This window comes from Endozoicomonas sp. Z74 (assembly GCF_057680865.1).
The window spans coordinates 23699-38952 of record NZ_JBLYZI010000020.1 but is presented as its reverse complement, the minus strand read 5'-3'; the positions used below and the strand labels follow the sequence as shown (position 1 = coordinate 38952).

At 49.9% G+C, this 15254-nt stretch carries 12 protein-coding genes; 5 read left to right on the top strand and 7 right to left on the bottom strand.

The features are described 5' to 3' along the window. The first annotated feature begins 23 nt into the window (after window positions 1–23). The 4 genes from ACNRUY_RS08180 (at window position 24) to ACNRUY_RS08165 (ending at window position 4068) form a co-directional block, all read left to right on the top strand. Window positions 24–1622 (top strand): FimV/HubP-related protein, encoded by a 1599-nt coding sequence (locus ACNRUY_RS08180; RefSeq protein WP_488111163.1) that lies wholly within the window; start codon window positions 24–26, stop codon window positions 1620–1622. Window positions 1623–1786: 164 nt separating this feature from the next. After that, window positions 1787–3163 (top strand): tRNA uridine-5-carboxymethylaminomethyl(34) synthesis GTPase MnmE, encoded by a 1377-nt coding sequence (mnmE, locus tag ACNRUY_RS08175; RefSeq protein WP_488111162.1) that lies wholly within the window; start codon window positions 1787–1789, stop codon window positions 3161–3163. Window positions 3164–3247: 84 nt separating this feature from the next. After that, window positions 3248–3445: a YgdI/YgdR family lipoprotein gene (locus ACNRUY_RS08170; protein WP_488111161.1), complete on the top strand. Its 198-nt coding sequence runs from the start codon at window positions 3248–3250 to the stop codon at window positions 3443–3445. 128 nt (window positions 3446–3573) lie between these two features. Beyond that, a complete protein-coding gene (locus ACNRUY_RS08165) occupies window positions 3574–4068 on the top strand; it encodes a hypothetical protein (RefSeq protein WP_488111160.1) in 495 nt (164 codons plus the stop codon). Between the two features lie 89 nt (window positions 4069–4157). Here the strand turns inward: ACNRUY_RS08165 and ACNRUY_RS08160 are convergent, their stop codons facing one another. From ACNRUY_RS08160 to ACNRUY_RS08145, 4 genes are all read right to left on the bottom strand, one after another. Continuing rightward, entirely contained in the window at window positions 4158–5558 is a 1401-nt protein-coding gene (locus tag ACNRUY_RS08160) for a tryptophanase (RefSeq protein ID WP_488111159.1), read from the bottom strand. 327 nt (window positions 5559–5885) lie between these two features. Continuing rightward, a complete protein-coding gene (locus ACNRUY_RS08155) occupies window positions 5886–7043 on the bottom strand; it encodes an ABC transporter ATP-binding protein (protein ID WP_488111158.1) in 1158 nt (385 codons plus the stop codon). Then, complete coding sequence (locus tag ACNRUY_RS08150; RefSeq protein WP_488111157.1) at window positions 7040–8638, bottom strand: ABC transporter permease; 1599 nt, start codon at window positions 8636–8638, stop codon at window positions 7040–7042. Before ACNRUY_RS08150 ends, ACNRUY_RS08155 begins: the two co-directional genes overlap by 4 nt. Window positions 8639–8677: 39 nt before the next feature. After that, a complete protein-coding gene (locus ACNRUY_RS08145; RefSeq protein ID WP_488111188.1) occupies window positions 8678–9691 on the bottom strand; it encodes a Fe(3+) ABC transporter substrate-binding protein in 1014 nt (337 codons plus the stop codon). An 812-nt stretch (window positions 9692–10503) separates the two neighbouring features. On the opposite strand from ACNRUY_RS08145, the gene mnmG reads away from it, so the two are divergent. Then, window positions 10504–12384, top strand: coding sequence for a tRNA uridine-5-carboxymethylaminomethyl(34) synthesis enzyme MnmG (gene mnmG / locus ACNRUY_RS08140; RefSeq protein ID WP_488111187.1), 1881 nt, complete (start codon window positions 10504–10506; stop codon window positions 12382–12384). An 83-nt stretch (window positions 12385–12467) separates the two neighbouring features. Here mnmG and ACNRUY_RS08135 read toward each other — a convergent pair whose 3' ends face one another. From ACNRUY_RS08135 to ACNRUY_RS08125, 3 genes are all read right to left on the bottom strand, one after another. Continuing rightward, on the bottom strand, window positions 12468–13058 hold the full coding sequence (locus tag ACNRUY_RS08135) for a YhgN family NAAT transporter (protein WP_488111156.1): 591 nt from the start codon (window positions 13056–13058) through the stop codon (window positions 12468–12470). Window positions 13059–13150: 92 nt separating this feature from the next. Continuing rightward, window positions 13151–13387, bottom strand: a complete 237-nt coding sequence (locus ACNRUY_RS08130; RefSeq protein WP_488111155.1) for a hypothetical protein — start codon at window positions 13385–13387, stop codon at window positions 13151–13153. 133 nt (window positions 13388–13520) lie between these two features. Continuing rightward, a complete protein-coding gene (locus tag ACNRUY_RS08125) occupies window positions 13521–15233 on the bottom strand; it encodes a GAF domain-containing protein (RefSeq protein WP_488111154.1) in 1713 nt (570 codons plus the stop codon). Window positions 15234–15254 lie beyond the last annotated feature (21 nt).

The window sequence follows — 15254 nt, the reverse complement described above, 5'->3', positions numbered from 1 at the left end:
GCTAACCAATACAGACCAGAGCCATGCTGAAAAAACTGATAGTACCCATCGCCTTCAGTTACAGCCTGATCAATGCCGGGCATGCCGCAGAGCTGGGGCCACTGCAACTGAACTCCGTCAGGAACTCTCCCTTTGATGCGATTATTCCTATTGGCGCACTGAGCAGGGATCAGGCCAATGAGAAAATGAAAGTAAAGCTGGGGTCGATCACTGACTTCTATCGATATCAGGTAGATTACATGCCGGAAGCCGCCAGGCTTCATTTCCGGATGGCAAGAAATGCCCGTGGAGAGCCCTATATCAAGGTGAGCTCTGATAAGGAAGTCGATGTTCGAAGGCTGAAGTTGGTGGTGAAGCTGTCCGTTGGCAGGGAGAAAGTATATGGAACCTATGATTTTTCTCTCCCCGTCAAGAAAATGGAGAACAGCATCGCCTATAACCTGATCAACACTGAACGACCAGAACCCGGAGAAGAGGAACTGGCAGAAACCTCACACTCAATGGTTTCCAGTCAGGACAGCTACTTTCAGGATATGAAGTCCAGGGTCAGAAAGAAGCAACGCAGAGACGATGATCTTCAGCAAAGCACGGATGCCATTGAACAGTCACTGATGGGGCGATACCCGGTCCGGCCTGGCCACTCAATCAGCCAGATCGCTATGGAAGTGCTATCCCACTATCCTGAATTTGGCAGCTGGCGAATCATGATGAGGGAACTGGTTGCCCTCAATCCTCAAGCGTTTATCGATGGAGATATCAACCGGCTCCGTTCTGGTGTCATGCTGACCCTTCCAGAAAAAGAAGGGGAGATACAGCCCATATGGGCCAGAAAAGAGGAAGAGGAAGAGGATGGGGATGATCACCCTTCTGTGATGGCTTATCGTCGTGATGATGATGAAGACAGAGGCAATAGTGAAATCAACTCAGCACTTGCCCGCTTTTCCAGTCAGGGGGCCATACCTTCCAATCATTTTTATGATGTTCGTGAAGGTGACTGCCTCAGTATGATTGCCTACGACATGATGCCTGACTTTCCTGAGATGGGAAGTTGGAGGGTGCTCATGGCGCAGTTGGCTGAGCTGAACCCCCATGCTTTTATCAATGGTGATATTGATCTGCTGCGTGCTGATGTTAAGTTAAGGCTTCCTTCGAAAGAGGGTTTACTGCCTGCTGCAGGCATTCCCGATAAGCCAGTATCAGAAGTCGTTACCGAGCAGTCTGTAACTGAGGTTGCGACGGTTGCTGAGAGGATTGAGATAGCGGAAGTGGCTGATAGCCAATCTTCTGTCGAGAATACTCCTGTCTGGGGTAAGAATGGTCAATCTGCCCTCAGTTATGACATGGAACAGGTTAAAGCTCGATCCTACGATAAGATCAGTAAAACTCTGGAAGCCAGGGCAAACCCTTCCAGGTATGAAGATCAAAGCACCTTTTATGAGGTGCCCCAGGGGCGTTCTATCAGCCTTGTAGCCATTGAGCTGCTTCCAGCGTACCCCGAGTACGGTAGCTGGCCTGCCCTGATGAGAACCCTGTACGTCATGAATCCTGACGCGTTTGTTGATAACGATATTAACCAGCTTCGAGCCAATGCCAGGTTACGGCTCCCTGACCCCAAAATCTAGCGTTTCTCTTTGTCGTCTGAACCGGCCGGTGACGCTCTGTTACCTGCCGGTTTTCTTTTGTCAGAGAGACCCTTTTTATTGCTTCAGGGACCTTTATTTTTCAGTGTACTGACGTCACATCCAAGCTAGACTATGCCCTCGTTTTAACCTGAATGTAAAAAGACATGTCTGACCTCAGTGCTCTCCATCAAGATACCATCGCTGCTCAAGCCACAGCACCGGGAAGAGGTGGTGTCGGCATCATTCGGGTTTCCGGGCCTGGAGCCCTGGGGATTGCCAGAGATGTACTGAACATCGAACCAAAGCCCCGTCATGCCCATTACGGGCCTTTCCATGACCGTGATGGGCAAACTCTGGATGAAGGTATCGCTCTTTATTTTCCCAACCCCCACTCATTTACCGGGGAGGATGTTATTGAGTTTCAGGGGCACGGTGGTCCGGTTATTCTTGATCTGTTACTGAAACGAATCATTGAGCTGGGGGCCCGTCAGGCTAACCCGGGTGAGTTTTCAGAACGGGCCTTTTTAAACGACAAAATGGATCTTGCCCAGGCAGAGGCCATTGCTGACCTGATTGATAGCACCTCGGAACAGGCCGCCCGTTCCGCTTTGAGGTCACTCCAGGGGGCATTTTCTCTGCGTGTTAACGCTTTGGTTGAAGCGTTGATTGAGTTAAGAATTTACGTGGAAGCGGCCATCGACTTTCCGGAAGAAGAAATCGACTTTCTGGGGGATGGAAAAGTAACAGGGGATCTACAGAGCCTGTCATCGTTACTGCAGGAGGTGATTCACGAAGCCAGCCAGGGGGCCATTCTCAGGGAAGGGATGACCGTGGTGATTGCCGGTCGGCCCAATGCCGGTAAGTCGAGCCTGATGAATGTATTGGCGGGTAAAGAGACAGCCATCGTCACTGATATTGCCGGAACCACAAGGGATGTGCTCAAAGAGCATATTCATATTGATGGCATGCCGCTTCATGTGATTGATACTGCTGGTCTGAGAGAAACCGAAGACCGCGTAGAGCAGATCGGTGTAGAAAGGGCATTTCAGGCCATAGGCGAGGCTGATCGCGTGTTATTGATGGTGGATGGGGCGGCCACCTCAGCTACTCAGCCTGATGACATATGGCCTGAGTTTGTGAGTCGACTGCCTGAGAAAAATAAGCTGACCATCATTCGTAATAAAATTGATCTAACGGGCGAACAGCCTGGGTTAAGCCAGGAAGAAGGCGTCCCCGTGATCAGAGTGTGTGCAAGAAGCCAGTCGGGGCTGGATGCTCTGAGGGATCATCTCAAAACCTGCATGGGTTACGAGGGGGCTATGGAGGGGGGCTTTTCGGCGCGTCGTCGTCATATGGATGCACTGCGGCGAGCCGGAGAATTCCTGGAGAATGGCCGGTTACAACTGGAGCATATGGGAGCGGGAGAACTCCTGGCAGAAGACCTTCGCCAGGCTCAGAAAGCCTTGGGAGAGATCACCGGGGCCTTCACCAGCGATGACCTGCTGGGACGGATATTCTCATCCTTCTGTATTGGGAAATAACGGAAAAGAAGCGGTTTACTGGTAACTTTTTCAGGGTTGCTATACTTGCTCAGGTCATGAGTCGTTGACAATAAAGAGGTTGTTATGAAAGAAGTAATCGGCAGTTGTCTTGCAGCTCTAGCGGTTGTTCTGCTTTCAGGCTGCTCCTCCGACACCGCTGTAACAGAGAGCCCTGATATCAGTTGGCGAACTGAGACATCGGGTCATACTTCCCAGGCTTTGCCTGCAAGAGAAACGCTTTTTACTTTGGGTAAGAACGTTTCAGTAACCGAAGTTTCTTAAAGGCTGGCTCTACGTATTGTATTGATAGATCTATCTGGCATCAGGGCTGGTTTTTAAATGCTTTTGAGAAGCCAGCCTTGATTATTGATATTTTCCTCCTGTTTTTATGATCAGTAAAGGAGGTCAATATGAAAGGTCAGAGTGCTTTTTTATTTATTGTCATCCTGTCGGGTTGTGCTTTTGATCCTGGGGATGATGATGAATGTCGTTTAGGTTGCCGGTACCCTGAGAGCAGTGAACCCAGAGAAGAAACCCCATCAGAGAGGCATAACCGGGAAAACTCAGAGCGACGAAGAGAGCGAATCGCCAGGGAAAGAAACGAGAAAGGAGGTTATTTTCCTGGGTGTCCTCCCTTTCCAGAAAAGTGTACTGATGATGGAGGGTATCCAAAGTACATGAATCAAGTTATTCCTGTACAACAAAGCGATCCAACGCCAGAAGTAAGAAAGAAGGGTTTTAACAGCACTGATGACTATCAGCAGAAACGAATCATTTTCCGTATGAGCAGCGGGAGTAATCACAGAAAAAAAGAGGTTTCAGGCTCTCTTTCCCCCTTATCGCCTCCTATGTTGCTACCTGGCGATAAATCAACTGTGCTTAAGAGCGTTTCTATCGAAAATTAAGAAGTGCGATTTATCTTTATCAGAATGGTTGAAAGCATCTTCTTATTTGATGGAAGAAAGGAGGTGCAGGAGCACCTCCAGCATTTACTTTACTCCACTGGCTTTAACCGGGCGGTAAAGTGCCTGAGAACCGGTGGTTCATAGTCAAAGGTCAGCCCCCGGATAGTGTCAGCCCGGTCCTGAACGGAAATCAGAGCATCCGCTATGTAATCCATATGGTCATTGGTATAGACCCGGCGGGGAATCGTCAGGCGCATCAATTCAAGGGGAGACGCTTTCTGTTGCCCTGTCTCAGGATCCCTTCCAAGCAGGAGTGAACCGATCTCCACTGCACGCACTCCGGACTCCAGATAGAGTTCATTACACAGCGCATGGGCCGGGAACTGGTCTCCCGGGATATGGGGAAGCATTTTTCTGGCATCCACAAACACCGCATGGCCTCCAGTAGGGTACTGAATGGGAACACCGCCCTGACGCAGCCGTTCCCCCAGGTATTCCACCTGGCTGATCCGGTAATGCAGGAAGTTTTCATCCGCTCCTTCATACAGCCCTCTGGCCAGTGCTTCCATATCCCGCCCCGCCAGTCCGCCATAAGTGACAAAACCTTCCATGGGAACGCACCGGGTACGAACGGCCTGGAAGAGTTCCTCATGGTTGCGAATGCAACAAAGACCACCAATATTCACCATTGGGTCTTTTTTGGCAGACATGGTCAGCATATCGCCATAACTGTACATTTCCCGAATGATGTCCAGAATGGATTTGTCACCGTAGCCCGGCTCACGTTTCTTAATAAAGTACGCATTTTCGCAATACCGTGCGGAATCAATTACCACCGGAATGTCATAACGACTGGCGATTTCGTAAACACTGCGAATATTCTCCATTGAGAGTGGCTGCCCCCCGGAGCTGTTGCAGGTGATTGTGGTAATAATGGCCGCAATGTTTTTAGAACCGTACTCCAGAATAGTGTGTTCCAGTTTTTCCAGATCGAAGTTGCCTTTCCAGTCATAATAAGCTGTGGTGTCGAACGCTTTTTCGGTGACCACATTGATGGCTTTACCGCCATTAAGCTCTATGTGTCCTGCCGTAGTATCGAAATGGTAATTGGAAATAAAGACCGGTGTCTCCCCTCCCCTGACTTTTCTCATTCGTTCAATCAGGCAGGGAAATAAAATTTGTTCAGCGCCTCGACCCTGGTGAGTGGGAACGGTCAGATCGTAATTGAAAATATCTTTTACCGCCTCACTGAGGTTGTAGTAATTCCGGCTGCCGGCATAGGATTCATCCCCCATCATTAATCCAGCCCACTGGACATCACTCATGGCGCCGGTTCCAGAGTCGGTGAGCAGGTCGATATAAACGTCTTCACTTTTTAGCAGAAAGGGGTTGTACCCAGCCTCCTTCAGGGCTTTCTGACGGTCTTCTTCCGTGGTCATACGAATGGGTTCAACCATTTTGATACGGAAAGGTTCTGGAATTCGCTTCATGCTGATGATCCTTAATTCAATCGATTGTTATTCATTTTTCAATATCCATAGAAAACACAGTCAGTACCCTTTGATTTAACGGTATGCGGTATCAGACTCGATGGGTATTGAAAAAAAACAGAAAATAAAAAAATTCTGTTATCTGGAATCAGGCAGAGGGAAAGTCGTGGGAGAGGCGAAAGTCCTGGTTATACCAGGACGGCAATACAAGTTTGATATCAAGCAAAGCCAACTGGCTGCTCATGGTATCATCCTTCCGATGCTGTTGTTTATTGATGTCCCGATCATATCCATTCTGAAAAAAATAAAGATGATTTACATCAACATTCAATCACCAGTGGCAGCCCCTTCGGCATCAAACAGAATCAGAGAGTGAGGTTTCACGTTGATGATTACCCGGGAGCCCTCCCTGACTGGGTTCGTGTGCTCGGCTACCAGACGAATGGGTTGCAGTGGGCCAGTCACCTCCACCTCACTGCGGATTTTGTCTCCCATAAACTGTTGCTTGACGATGGTTGCCTGTGGATAACCTGAGTTCTCCTGCCGGGCTTCATGTAATTCGATCATTGCAGGGCGGACAAAGAGTTCAACGGTATTTTCCTGAAAAGCATTCTCCTGAAAAGAATGATCCCCCCTCTGCTTCTCAATGGGCAGAGGGGTTGTGGACAGTATTTTGCCCAGGGGGGTTGTTAGTTGTTGATGGTCGTCGATGCGGGCAGGAAGGTAGTTTCCCGCGCCCATAAAGTCAGCAATAAACCGTGAGCCGGGCTGGTGATAAACCTCAAAAGCAGAACCCTGCTGCAGAATACTTCCCTGCCCCATCACTGCAATGGTGTCGGCAAAAGCAAAGCCTTCATCCCGGCTGTGAGTCACAAACAACCCCGCCACCTTTTGCTGCTTCAGGATATCCCGAATTTCCCTGACCAGATGCTGGCGAACCTGGCTGTCAATATTGGAAAAAGGCTCATCCAGTAACAACAGTGAAGGTTTGTTGGCCAGGGCTCGGGCAATGGCGACCCGCTGCTGCTGCCCCCCTGAGAGTTCATGGGGATACCGTTTTTCCAGCCCATGGAGATTGACCAGGTCCAGCATTTCCTTAACCCGCTCCCCAGCGGCGCTTCCTGAGCGTTTTTTCAACCCAAAAGCCACGTTATCAAAGACGTTCAAATGGGGAAACAGAGCGTAGTCCTGGAAAATCATGCCAATGCCCCGTTGTTCTGGAGGAGTGACACTGTCAGCGGTACTCACAACCTTGCCATGGAGGTCAATGGCGCCTGCAGCGGGTTGAATCAGGCCGGCAATGGCTTTCAGCAGAGTGGATTTTCCACACCCGCTTCGTCCAAGAAGACAGACGATTTCCCCCTCTTCAATAGACAGGTTGATGTTTGAAAGCACCTGCCCTTCACTGGCTGTCTGGGCAGCGCCTGAATTGGGACGGGGTTCTCCATAGCCACAGGCCAGTCCAATGATGTGAAGGGCGGTCATTGCTGCTCCTGCCTGTCGAGTGAGCGGTTTAAGAGAATCAGAGGGATCAGGCCTACCAGCACCAGCACCAGGGCCGCAGGCGCTGCATACTCCAGCTTTTCATCGGAAACGTACTGAAAGACCCAGGTGGCCAGGGTTTCAAAATTGAAGGGACGAAGCAGTAATGCAGCCGGCAGCTCTTTCATGCTTTCAATAAAGACCAGCAGAACGCCTGCCAGTAGACCCTTTCTTACCAGGGGGATATGGACACGGCGGATCATCCCCCGGGTATTGCAGCCAAGGGATCGGCTGGCCATATCCAGGGAGGGTGAGACCCTGCCCAGGCTGGACTCAACACTGCCAACGGCGATGGCTGAAAAGCGGACAACATACGCAAAGATGATGGCAAAAATGGAGCCACTGAATATCAGTCCAACCGGGGGATAACCAAAATGAATGAGCAGATAGTTGATTCCGTGATCGGACAGGGTCAGAGGGATTAATACCCCGATCGCAAGTACATTTCCTGGCAGCGCATAACCGGAGGAAACCAGCCTGGAGGGCAGTTTTGCCAGAGTAGTATTCCTGAACCGCTGATAGAGCCCCAGAAACAGGGCTACCAGGCTGGCCAGCACTGCAGCTGAACCGGAAACCACCAGACTGTTTATGCCATATTGGAACAGTTCAGCACTCCAGGATTCCCTGAAGTACACCAGCAGGTAGTCCACCAGAACCAGGGATGGCAGCAGAAACCCCAGTGTGACCAGTAGCCAGCACCACCAGAGGCAAAACCCTTTAAGCCAGCCTGTAAGTTCAATGGGAGATGGGTGATCCTGTCCTGTGCTTTTCTGATAAAGCTGTTGCCTGCGACGGCTGATTTTTTCAGCGCTGATCAACAGCATGACCACCAGCAACATCACGGCTGATATTTTTGCGGCAGCATTCAGGCTTCCATACCCAAGCCAGGTGTCGTAGACCGCCGTCGTCAGAGACGGAACCGAGAAATAACTGACGGTGGCAAAGTCCCCCAGGGTTTCCATCGCCATTAACGCCAGGCCGGTGATAATAGCCGGGCGTGCCATGGGCAGCGAGACTCGGAAAAAACTTTGCAGAGGAGTACATCCCAGTAGCCGGCTGGCAAGAGCCTGACTTTTGGAATGCTCCAGAAAAGCCGTTCTCGCCATCAGGTAAAGGTAAGGATAAAGCACCAGGGACAGGATGATGATGGCACCGCCCAGGCTTCGTATTTCCGGAAAATAGTAATCCGCAGCAGATTGCCATCCGGTCAGGGCCCTGATCCCCCTCTGGACTGGCCCGGCAAATTCCAGGAGGTCAGTATAGATATAGGCGACGACGTAGGATGGCATCGCCAGGGGCAGTACCAGCAGCCATTGCAGCTGACGTTTTCCGGGAATCTGGCAGTTGGCCATGATCCAGGCGGCAGGGATGGCAAGGGTGGCACCCAGGACTCCCACGCCTCCGATCAACAGAATCGTATTGAGAATATAACTGCCAAGAACGGTATTCCACAGATGGACAAAAAGCGCTTCCGCAGGAGCGAGCGCTTCTATCACCAGAGACAGGATGGGAGAAAACAGCAGAAGGGCAAGCAGCAAGCTGCCGGCCCTCCAGAAGATTGATAAGTGGTGTTTCATTTACAGGTCGAACTTGACTTCATCCAGCAGGTGCAACGCTTTCGTCCGGTTGGCTGCAATCTCTGCAATGGGCAGTGGGTCCGCCTTGAACTCACCCCAGGAAGCCACTGTGTCAGAAACAGCGACGTTTGGATTCACCGGATACTCCATGTTGTCCTTTGCGTAGATGGACTGGGCCTTTTCGCCGGACAGGTACTCCATGAGTTTCAGGGCATTGGCCTGGTTAGGGGCGTATCTGGCCATCACCATGCCGCTGACATTAACATGAGAGCCTTCTGTCTTCTGGTTCGGGAAGTTGATGTAAACGGCATCCGCCCATTCTTTCTGGGTTTTATCCTGCATCATCTTGCCAAAGTAGTAACTGTTCCCCAGGGAAACATCACAGACGCCTTCCTTGATGGCTTTCACCTGGGCCCGGTCATTGCCCTGTGGACGACGGGCCAGGTTGGCCTTGACCCCTTCCAGCCATTTTTTAGTCTCTGCTTCACCCTTGTGGGCGATCATGGAAGATACCAGGCCGATGTTATAGGGGTGCTTGCCGCTGCGGGTACAGATTTTCCCCTTGAACTGAGCGCTGGCCAGGTCTTCGTAGCTGATGCCTTCAGGTTTCTCACTTCGCTTGGAGCTGTATATGCTGCGTACCCGCATGGTCAGGGCAAACCACTGATTATCCGGCGAGCGATATTGCTCCGGAATGTTCTGGTTGATGGCTTTGCTGTCAACGGGTTGTACCAGTTTTCTTTCAACCAGCTCGAACAGGCGGCTGGTGTCTGAAGTTAATACGACATCCGCCGGACTGAATTTGCCCTCCCGCTCAATTCTCTCTTCAAGGCCTTTCTTGGCAAAGACCACATTGACTTTAACGCCGGTCTGTTCCTGAAAATCATTCAGCATAGGTTCTATCAGGAAAGGCTGACGGTAGGAGTAGACATTCACTTCTTCAGTGGCCTGAACCGCCTGGGCCAGGAAAAGAGAGCAAGTGAAGGCAGCTGCAGAAATAATCCGTTTTTTTATCGAGCTAGTCATAGGTCATCAACACTGGTCGCAAATGATAATAATTCTTGTTTGCGAATTCTACCTATTTTTAGTGACGCCGCAACTCATTTTTACCGTTGTGGATAAACTTTTTCCTTCCTGAGTTTTTAATGTCTCCATAACCCTTGATGGCCCTAGGTTTCAGCGAGTTAATGTTCGGTATACAGGGTGTGTGGACATATACACAGACAAACTATTAACAAGCCCATGAATAAGATATTCATAAAATTTAGCTGTGGATAAAAAGCCTTTTTTCCACAGCTAAGACACAGTTTAATGAGGGCTTTTACCCGGTTAATGGACAGAGTTGTTCAAATTATATCTATCTGTAAGATAAGGAGTTTTTGTGCTTATCCACAGTTTTTATCAACACTAATATCAATAAAAAATATAAAAAAGCACTATGAAACAGCTAATCGCTGTTATTACTGTTAATTTGCTACAGAAATACGGATTCCGGGTGTGGGTAATGAAAGTCTTTAGCTGAAAAGGAAAGTACTGTTTGACCACACTCTTCCCTGTGAACAAAACCTACCGCTACAGAAGAAGTGGAGTGGTGGAAGATATCCACTGATGGGAAAGACGAAAAAAGCGTTCGCTTGATGGGTTTTTCTCGCTCTGAGCTGTGGATATATCCTGTCCTGGCTTCAGAGGACTCTTATAACCGGGAAGGTCACAGCCAGATGGATCCTGTGTATAATTGCCCGCTTTACAATGATCGTTTGTTGAGTGATGGCCTTAATAAAGGCATACCACTTGAATAGCTCTTGAACAGGTGACTGACTTTGGCAGTGGATTTCCCGACACAGTTTGATGTAATCGTCATTGGTGGTGGTCATGCAGGCACTGAGGCTGCCCTGGCTTCTGCACGCATGGGGGTAAAAACCCTGCTGTTGACCCATAACATCGAAACCCTGGGGATGATGTCATGCAACCCGGCCATTGGTGGAATCGGTAAGAGCCACCTGGTCAAGGAAGTGGATGCCCTGGGTGGTGCCATGGCCAGGGCCACTGACCTGGCGGGTATCCAGTTCCGGGTATTGAATGCCCGTAAAGGACCTGCCGTCAGGGCAACCCGTGCCCAGGCAGACCGTGCCTTATACAAAGCGGCTATCCGACATATCCTGGAAAACCAGGATAACCTGTGGATTTTCCAGCAGGCTGCAGATGATCTGGTTATGGATGAAGGCTCTGGTCAGGTTCGCGGTGTCGTCACCAATATGGGCGTTCGATTTCTGGCACCCAATGTTGTGCTTACAGCGGGTACTTTCCTGGGTGGTCGTATTCATATTGGTCTGGAAAACCACAGTGGTGGACGGGCCGGGGATCCGCCTTCCATTGCCCTGGCAAACCGGCTTCGGGAGCTGCCACTGACGGTCGAACGGCTGAAAACAGGGACTCCCGCCAGGATTGATGCCCGCAGTGTTGATTTTTCAGTGATGGAGCAGCAGCCTGGTGACACTCCTGTGCCGGTGATGTCATACCTGGGGTCAGTAGAGCAGCACCCGGAGCAGGTAGCCTGTTACATTACCCATACCAACGAAAACACCCACGATATTATCCGTGGCGGTCTGGATCGCTCCCCTATGTTTACCGGGGTGATTGAAGGGGTTGGCCCAAGGTACTGCCCTTCCATTGAAGACAAGATTACCCGTTTTGCGGATAAAAATTCTCACCAGGTATTTCTTGAGCCAGAGGGTTTGAATACCCACGAGCTTTACCCGAACGGAATTTCCACCAGTCTTCCCTTCGATGTCCAGATTAATCTGGTCCGTTCGATCCGGGGCCTGGAAAATGCCCACATTACCCGTCCGGGTTATGCCATTGAGTATGACTATTTTGACCCAAGAGGACTGAAGTACTCACTGGAAACCAAAGCCATTGATGGACTGTTTTTTGCCGGGCAGATCAACGGTACCACCGGGTATGAAGAAGCCGCTGCCCAGGGGCTATTGGCCGGGTTGAATGCCGCCCTGAGATCACAGGAGAAAGAAGCCTGGTGCCCAAGACGGGATGAAGCTTACATCGGGGTTATGGTGGATGACCTGATTACCAATGGTACCAGCGAACCTTACCGGATGTTCACCAGCCGTGCCGAATACCGTTTGATTCTCCGTGAAGACAATGCCGACCTGCGCTTGACTGAGAAAGGCCGGGAGCTGGGACTGGTGGATGATGAGCGCTGGGGTGCCTTCTGTGACAAGAAAGAACGGATTGAGAAGGAAGCTGAGCGCCTTGCTGGCACTTTTGTCCATCCGGGCAGTCCTGCCTCCCAGGTGCTTGAAAACAAGCTCACAAAGCCTATTAGTCGCGAATACAGCCTGATTGAACTGCTCCGTCGCCCTGAACTGGGTTACGGGGATGTAGCCGGGCTCGTGGGTGAGGCTGAATCCAGTGCCCAGGTGGCTGAGCAGGTTGAGATCCAGACCAAATATCAGGGGTATATTGATCGCCAGACGGAGGAGATTGACCGGTTAAGGCGATACGAGAGCACCTCTATTCCAGAAGGAGTGGATTACGACCGGATAGAAGGACTTTCTAATGAGATCAAACAGAAGCTGAAGGATGCCAGACCAGAAACCCTTGGCAGAGCATCTCGCATTCAGGGCATGACTCCTGCGGCTGTTTCCCTGCTTCTTGTGCACTTGAAGAAGCGCTCATTGGTTGCGTGAAGAGGTTGCTTAAAACAGGTCACTTGAAGAGAGTTGCCTTTAAGAAGACGGGGACCGGGTTACGATCCCCTGGCGCGGCATTCTCACAGTAAATAGTGAGCGATGCCGTCCATAAACATTTGCACTGAAAGCATCACCAGAATCATCCCCATCAGCCGCTCAATGGCGAAAATTCCCCGTTCCCCCAACAGCTTCATCAGTTTTCCGGAGCACATCAGAATAGCCGCGGTGACACCCCAGGAAAGCAGGACCGATGCGGCTAAATCCAGTTGATGCCCGGGATTCTGGCTGGAGACCAGAATCAGGGTAGCTAGGATGGAAGGCCCGGCGATCAGTGGGATCGCCAGAGGGACGATGAAAGGCTCTCCTTCCGGGGTACTGCCCATGATACTGCCACCCCTTCCCGGTGGAAAAATCATTCGAATGGCAATAATGAAAAGGATAATGGCGCCTGCGATACTGACCGACTCCTGCCTCAGGTTCAGGGAAAGCAACAGGTATTCCCCGACAAACAGAAACACCAGCAAAATAATCAGGGCGATCAGCAGTTCACGGAGCAGAATTTTGCTTCGGCGTCGTTCTGGCACACTTTTCAGGATCGAAATGAAAACGGGCATATTGCCCAGGGGGTCCATAATCAGGAACAGCAGTATTGCTGTTGAGTAAATATCCATGAAGTAGAAAGCCTGCGGAAAAAAATCAGCGCAGGCTTATATCATAATCGGGTGTCAGGAGAGAAGCTTTCGGAGTGTTTCCGTTTGGTTGTTTAGATGGTTCCGTGTCTGGCCAGTAGCTCAGCAAGTTTGGATTCTTTGCTTCGTGGCCCGTTACCTGGCTCTTCGTACAGAATTCGCTCATGAAACTCCGCTGTTTCTTTGTCCCGGGCGATTTGTTCTTCCTTGTCCAGTTTGGCGTCCATGATTTCAGCTCGGCTGGCGGCGCTGAAAGGATTATCGAGGTTGTAAGGACTATTATCGTGATTAATTTGAGTAGTGCTGCTCATAGGGCTCTCTCCCAAAACAAATGATCGTTACGAGTTATAAACTTTGATACTTGCAGACTAGTTACGAGGACAATGAGTTGTCTGTAGGACAAAAGGGTTATATTTATATTAGAAATTAAAATTAATTTTTATATTAATTTAAAGCATGAATTGCCCCGGAAATGGGGGCTTTGGACTTTTCTATCAATTCTCTATGAATATCAGAGGTTTGGTTGAAGTAGGCCATAACCAGAACGCCCTTCACCTGGTTGTTGAATAAAAAAGGCGTAATCAGAGCCCCATTGGGGTGGGTATTTAAGTGGGCAGAGCGGATTCGAAAAAAATATTCTGGTAACTGGTTGATTTCTATGGTTTTCATGCCTTGAGCGGCCTCCTCAATCAGCCCTCCATTTCCCTCTTCTGTTTCATTAAGGCAGTCGTCGGTATGGTGGCCAAACCGTCCCATCAGTTTTAGCCCTCCGGAAGCTTCTTTAATATACAGGGCTGCAGCCGGGGAACCCGTCGATCTGGCCAGATAGCTGGTGACTGACTGACAGAGTTCTTCCAGGGCCAGAACCCCATTCATCACTTCATACAACCCGGACATCCCCTCCTCCAGCCATTGACGCTTCTCAGTGGATTTACGCTGTTCTGTCAGCATGGTGTTCAGGGTAACCACGCACTCACTTAACGCTTCCACATCCCGGTTACCTTTGATAACTCGAACATCTGTACTTTCATTACGGGCTATTTTTTGAATCCACTGGGTAATGGAGCGAACCGGATGCGTTAACCGATGAGAAATAAAGCCGGCAAACAGAATGATGCCCACTATGGTGATCACCAGAACCAGCAGGAAGCGTTGTTTCAACTGGGTTATGGAGGTAATCGCCTGACTTTCTGGCAGCTCTGCGACCAGCAACATTTCACTACCGGCGATATCCAGGGGCTGATAGGCACCAATCATTTTTTCTTCGGTGCTGTTTCGGTACTGACCCGCTTTAATGGAGGCTGTACCTGTTTCGTCGTAATCCAGGTTGTCAGTAAATACGCCGTTTTGCCATTGGGTATATGGAACTCCTGAGTGCTGGACAAGAGGTTTCTGGTTTGGTCCGGAATAGTGCTCAACCTTTCCTTCTGTATCGATCAGATAAAGATGAATGAATGGATTTTCTTCCGACAGCACCTGAAGAATATCGGGAATCCCATAATCCAGCCTTAACTGTATGGCTATAAAACCAAGAGCGCGTCCCCTGGCATCGAATAAAGGGCCAACAAAAAAACTTTCTGGTGTTGAGTGGTGTGGCCAGTATTGGCCTATACCGGAATAAACCGTGGTTTGTTCGTTCATGGCAATATGGACTGCAGATGCCAGTGGGGTTTTGGAAATCCAGCCCTTGTAAACATTCAAGCCAGTCTCTTCAGACCCTTTGCCATTGAATAGAATATTGCCCTGTTTGTCGCCAATGATGACGTTTTCGTAGTTGAAATAGCGAAAGTAACTGATTAATGGCAATGAGTAGTGACTGGTTATGATGCTGTAATTTTCGCTGAGCAGCCATTGATCAAGAGGCATGTTCAACTGTTTTCTGGAAGTGACCAGTTCGTTCAGGTAAACCTCTGCATTTTCAGAGACAAACACCAGGTTAGTGACGATGGCATCATAAAAGGCATTGATCTGATTACCCAGTTGTCGATTGTAGTGCCTCAGCTCTGTCTCAGCTTTGCTACGGAGCTGGTCGTTGGTTTGTGACTGGTGTAGGTATGCCAGGACACTCAGTGGAATCAAGGCAACCAGAACCAGCCAGAAAAAAAGCTGAAAAGAAAGTTGTTGATAAAACCGGGGCTGGAAGCGAGTCTTGTTCATGATTAATCAGGCTATTTTGGA

Excerpts from the sequence above, each read along its gene's own strand:
- ACNRUY_RS08180 (WP_488111163.1), top strand. The coding sequence starts at position 24 with ATGCTGAAAAAACTGATAGTACCCATCGCCTTCAGTTACAGCCTGATC.
- mnmE (WP_488111162.1), top strand. The coding sequence starts at position 1,787 with ATGTCTGACCTCAGTGCTCTCCATCAAGATACCATCGCTGCTCAAGCC.
- ACNRUY_RS08170 (WP_488111161.1), top strand. The coding sequence starts at position 3,248 with ATGAAAGAAGTAATCGGCAGTTGTCTTGCAGCTCTAGCGGTTGTTCTG.
- ACNRUY_RS08165 (WP_488111160.1), top strand. The coding sequence starts at position 3,574 with ATGAAAGGTCAGAGTGCTTTTTTATTTATTGTCATCCTGTCGGGTTGT.
- ACNRUY_RS08160 (WP_488111159.1), bottom strand. The coding sequence starts at position 5,558 with ATGAAGCGAATTCCAGAACCTTTCCGTATCAAAATGGTTGAACCCATT.
- ACNRUY_RS08155 (WP_488111158.1), bottom strand. The coding sequence starts at position 7,043 with ATGACCGCCCTTCACATCATTGGACTGGCCTGTGGCTATGGAGAACCC.
- ACNRUY_RS08135 (WP_488111156.1), bottom strand. The coding sequence starts at position 13,058 with ATGGATATTTACTCAACAGCAATACTGCTGTTCCTGATTATGGACCCC.
- ACNRUY_RS08130 (WP_488111155.1), bottom strand. The coding sequence starts at position 13,387 with ATGAGCAGCACTACTCAAATTAATCACGATAATAGTCCTTACAACCTC.
- ACNRUY_RS08125 (WP_488111154.1), bottom strand. The coding sequence starts at position 15,233 with ATGAACAAGACTCGCTTCCAGCCCCGGTTTTATCAACAACTTTCTTTT.